Raw genomic sequence first — 3,841 nt, 5'->3', positions numbered from 1 at the left:
GTTCGTCGTGAACGGTGTTCCCGTAGCTGTGACGTGCGGGAGTGTCGGGGACGCGGGCTGGAGTGAACTTAATGCTTCCTGCCAGATCCGTAAGAAGCACGTCGCCAGTTTCCGTCAGACGGGAATGGGTGCCCGGTCGACAGAACCTGGGTGGTGTTACTGGGCGGTGGTGGTGGTGGCTAGGAGAGCGCCCTTACTGTTCTTGTCAATGCCGAGTGAACCTTCACCCCGTTTTGCCGTTTGAATCTTGACCCCTCTGGGGGTCAGTTTTTGTCGGCGCGGTCTTTGGTGATGAGGTCGCGGCGCCCGTGGGTGCGGTAGGAGTCACCGCTGAGGGTGAGGACTTCGGAGTGATGGACGAGGCGGTCGATCATGGCGGCCGCGACGACGTCGTCTCCGAAGGTCTCGCCCCAGCGTCCGAACGGCAGGTTGCTGGTGACCATGATTGATCCCTGCTCGTAACGAGAGGCGACGAGTTGGAAGAACAGGTTGGCGGCGTCGGTGTCGAAGGGGATGTAGCCGATCTCGTCGATGATGATGAGTTTGTAGCGGCGGATCTTCTTCAGCTCGGCCTCGAGCTGCCCGGCATGGTGCGCGACGGCGAGCCGGTTGATCCAGTTGTTCGCGGTGTCAAAGAGGACGGAGTAGCCTGCGTGGGCGGCTTTGACGCCGAGCCCGATCGCGAGGTGAGTCTTCCCGATTCCGGGAGGGCCGAGCAGGATCACGTTCTCCGACTTTGCGACGAACGTCGATGTGGCTAGGTGTGCGAGGAGGTCCTTGCGCAGGCTGGGCAGGTGGTCGAGGTTGAAGTCTTCCAGGGTCTTGATCGCCGGGAAGTGCGCCGTCCTGATCCGCATTGTCGTGCCCGCGGACTCGCGGTCAGCGAGTTGGCGTTCCAGGACTGCGGCGAGGTACTCCTCATGAGACCAGTTCTCGTCCCCGTCACGGCAGGGGAGAGGCGCCGTTCTCGTCGACGCTGACCGGCTCACCCTTTGCTCGGAAATGATCGTTTCTGGGTGACCGGATGCGCCGCCGCCGGCGACACGCCGATTGATTTCTTCCCGAAACTCTTTCCCGAAACCAATACTGCCCGAAACCTTCGCTAGTACGTTTTCGGGAAACACGATAGACTGAGGTGGAGCGAGAGGAGCGCAGATGGCTACTTCCACCGTCACCACGACGACCGCAGCCGCGCGGGAGCGTCAGGTTGCCGAGGCGATCCACAGCGGCGAGATGGAGGGTCTGCACGTTAGCGCTGCCGGCCGGGCCGACGCCGGCGAGTATGTCGCGGGTCGGATCGACTCTGACGAGCTGGTGGCTCGCGCACGCGCTCGTTATGGACTCGGCTGAGTTCGTAGACCCGTACCTCGATCCAGAGACGGGGCTGCTGCGAAACAAGCTCGGCGCACGTACGAAGGTCGCTTTCGACGAGGCTGAGGGCGACCTTTCTTTTGCCCGGCTCCTGCAGCTCGAGAACCATCCACCGGCGCCTACCGGAGATCTCGACGAGCTGCGCGCGATCCACCGTCATCTGTTCCAGGACGTCTACGAATGGGCGGGGGAGCTGCGCACCGTGGACATTCGCAAGAACGTCGAGGGCGCTGAGTTCTTCCTGCCGGTGGCGATGATCGAGCGGGCCGCCAGCTTCGCCGCCGCCGAGCTCCGCGGCGACGACATGCTGCGCGGCATGAGCCGATCCCGGTTCGTCGATCGGCTCGCTCACCACTACGACCAGTTCAACTACATTCACCCGTTCCGGGAGGGCAACGGCCGCGCACAGCGGGTGATGTGGAACCGCATCGCGGCGGATGCCGGCTGGCAGCTCGACTGGCGCGGAGTGCGCGGTGAGGTCAACGATGAAGCGTGCCGAGCGGCATCAGAGCGGCAGGATCTCGACCCGCTGCGGAAGATGTTCGATCAGATAGTGACGAAGGCTGCTGCAGGGGAGCGTGACGCCGCGTGGAGGGCTGCCGAGCGGGCCCGGCTATCGTTCGGCACGAGTGCGACGCGGGTGGTCCAGGACGGGTATGGCGCCGGTGCCGGTAACGCTCAGGCACAGACCAGGAGCATGCCGGGGGGCATCCGCCGGCCCGAGCGAGGGGAGGGGTGATGAGCAACGTCGTCGGATACGCGAGAGTGTCGCGTCAAGACCAGAACCCGGCCGCTCAAGAGGCCGAGCTGCACGCAGCCGGCGCAGGGCGCGTGTTCGTCGACCACGGCGAGTCCAGCCGCGTGAAGGACCGTCCGCAGTGGCTCGCCTGCCTGGACTACCTACGACCTGGTGACACGTTGCTGGTGCGCAGGCTAGATCGCCTTGCCGGCAGCGAGAAGATGGCCATCGAGACGATCACCGATCTGCACGAGCGCGGGGTGAACATCCGTAGTCTCACCGAGCCTGATATCGACACGACAACCCCGATGGGACGTGCCCTGTTCGGCATCGTGGCCGTGTTCGCGCAGCTGCGCGTCGACACGATTCGAGAGAACACGGTTCGGGGTCTGGCCCGCGCACGTGCTCAGGGCCGCGTCGGCGGTCGGCCTTCCGTGATGACGCCTGAACGCACCGCGGCGGCCGCGAGGATGCGTGAAGAGGGCCAGAGTATGGCGCAGATCGCCAGCGTGTTGGGTGTCGGCAGTTCCTCCGTATCACGTGCCCTTGCGAAGCACGATGGCGCGGCTTCCGCGCCCGGGCAGTTGGCGAGCCGCTAAGCCGGTTCCGGGGAGAGCAGTCGCTCGTCCGGCAGCATGACGGGCCCATCAGTCGTGATCGCCGCTCCCTCGAGCTTCAGTCCCTGAGCTGTGACTGTTGCTCCGTCGAAAGTGATCTCACTGTTTTCGGCTATCTGGGCGTGAGAGAACAGTGCCTTTCCGCGTTGGGTGAATTTCGAACCCGCCACCCCTAAGCGTGCATTATCGCGGAGTCTTGCCTTCTGAGCATTCACGACTCCGTGATCGCTCACGACCATGTCATCCAGGATCAGGTCCGCATCGGATCTCAGTCGGATTCGGCTCAGATCGATGCACGCTCCGTTAGCTACCACCGTCTCGCTCAGGCTGAACGTCCCAAAGTCGCTGACGGTTGCGGCTTCGCACAGAAGCAGGGCGGTGTCGGTGAGATTTGACTTGGAGGCCATTACCGAGGCCGTCTCACGGATCGTGGCGGCAAGCAGACTCAGGATGCCCTGGCTTGCGATGTTTGCGTTGTAGAGATGGACGATCGCCTCACCGCTGATTTGTGCGCGACTCAGATCGAAGGTTCCCCGGTCATTGATCGTCACTTGATTGAGCCTAAGGAGGGCTGCGCCGGTGATGGTTGCTCTTCGCAGGAGGACCCTTCCTCGGTCCTTGAGGCTAATTCCGCCGAGGTCGACAGGGAAGTCGATGTGTGCGTCGGAGAGGTCGCTCAACTTGCTGCTCCAGGGAACCACGGCGTGGTTTCTTCGACGACGAACCTCTCGTAAAAGAAGACCAGCCCGCGCCTTCCGGCGACGGGCTGGTTCTGATCTTTCTAGGTTAGCGCGCGCCACTCAGCGCGATTGCTGTTGAGCGTCGAGGACGCCGAGGTCGCTCATCGGCGCGTGAAGATGTTGTGGGTGTGGCGGTGGAGAGGGTGTTGTGGGTTGGTTGGCTTATTGGCGGGTGACGGTGGTGGTGGTTTTGTCGTAGTACATGTTTCCGGCCCATTCGACTTGGTAGTACGGGCTGGTGGTGGTTGTGGTGACGGTGATGTTGCCGGTGGCGTTCGTGGTGGCGGAGCCGATGGCGGTGGGGTTGGCGCAGGTGCTGTCGGCGCATGCGGATACCGCGACACGGGCTCCGCTGAGTGCTCCGGCACCGGCAA

General features: G+C 63.5%; 6 protein-coding genes. 3 read left to right on the top strand and 3 right to left on the bottom strand.

Annotated features, from left to right (window positions below; translation table 11 throughout):
- Positions 1 to 263: 263 nt before the first annotated feature.
- Positions 264 to 1,007, bottom strand: a complete 744-nt coding sequence (gene istB, locus ACT53O_RS00035) for an IS21-like element helper ATPase IstB (RefSeq protein ID WP_476150848.1) — start codon at positions 1,005 to 1,007, stop codon at positions 264 to 266.
- 148 nt (positions 1,008 to 1,155) lie between these two features.
- Here istB and ACT53O_RS00030 point away from each other — a divergent pair, with 148 nt between their 5' ends.
- The 3 genes from ACT53O_RS00030 to ACT53O_RS00020 are packed head-to-tail and all read left to right on the top strand — an operon-like array spanning position 1,156 to position 2,709.
- Complete coding sequence (locus ACT53O_RS00030; protein ID WP_476150846.1) at positions 1,156 to 1,350, top strand: antitoxin VbhA family protein; 195 nt, start codon at positions 1,156 to 1,158, stop codon at positions 1,348 to 1,350.
- Positions 1,283 to 2,110 (top strand): Fic/DOC family protein, encoded by an 828-nt coding sequence (locus ACT53O_RS00025; protein WP_476150844.1) that lies wholly within the window; start codon positions 1,283 to 1,285, stop codon positions 2,108 to 2,110. Before ACT53O_RS00030 ends, ACT53O_RS00025 begins: the two co-directional genes overlap by 68 nt.
- Complete coding sequence (locus ACT53O_RS00020; RefSeq protein WP_476150843.1) at positions 2,110 to 2,709, top strand: recombinase family protein; 600 nt, start codon at positions 2,110 to 2,112, stop codon at positions 2,707 to 2,709. Before ACT53O_RS00025 ends, ACT53O_RS00020 begins: the two co-directional genes overlap by 1 nt.
- Here ACT53O_RS00020 and ACT53O_RS00015 read toward each other — a convergent pair.
- Entirely contained in the window at positions 2,706 to 3,278 is a 573-nt protein-coding gene (locus tag ACT53O_RS00015; RefSeq protein ID WP_476150841.1) for a hypothetical protein, read from the bottom strand. The two genes, ACT53O_RS00020 and ACT53O_RS00015, sit on opposite strands and share 4 nt — an antisense overlap.
- Before the next feature lie 351 nt (positions 3,279 to 3,629).
- Positions 3,630 to 3,841: hypothetical protein (locus ACT53O_RS00010; protein WP_476150840.1), on the bottom strand; the 212-nt coding region annotated here is incomplete at its 5' end.

Source organism: Microbacterium sp. DMC48, from assembly GCF_056313825.1.
The sequence above is the reverse complement of the archived record's forward strand: the minus strand, read 5'-3'. Positions and strand labels throughout refer to the sequence as shown.

Bases quoted from the DNA above. Each gene is read 5' to 3' on its own strand.
- ACT53O_RS00030 (WP_476150846.1), top strand. From the start codon at position 1,156: ATGGCTACTTCCACCGTCACCACGACGACCGCAGCCGCGCGGGAGCGT.
- ACT53O_RS00025 (WP_476150844.1), top strand. From the start codon at position 1,283: ATGTCGCGGGTCGGATCGACTCTGACGAGCTGGTGGCTCGCGCACGCG.
- ACT53O_RS00020 (WP_476150843.1), top strand. From the start codon at position 2,110: ATGAGCAACGTCGTCGGATACGCGAGAGTGTCGCGTCAAGACCAGAAC.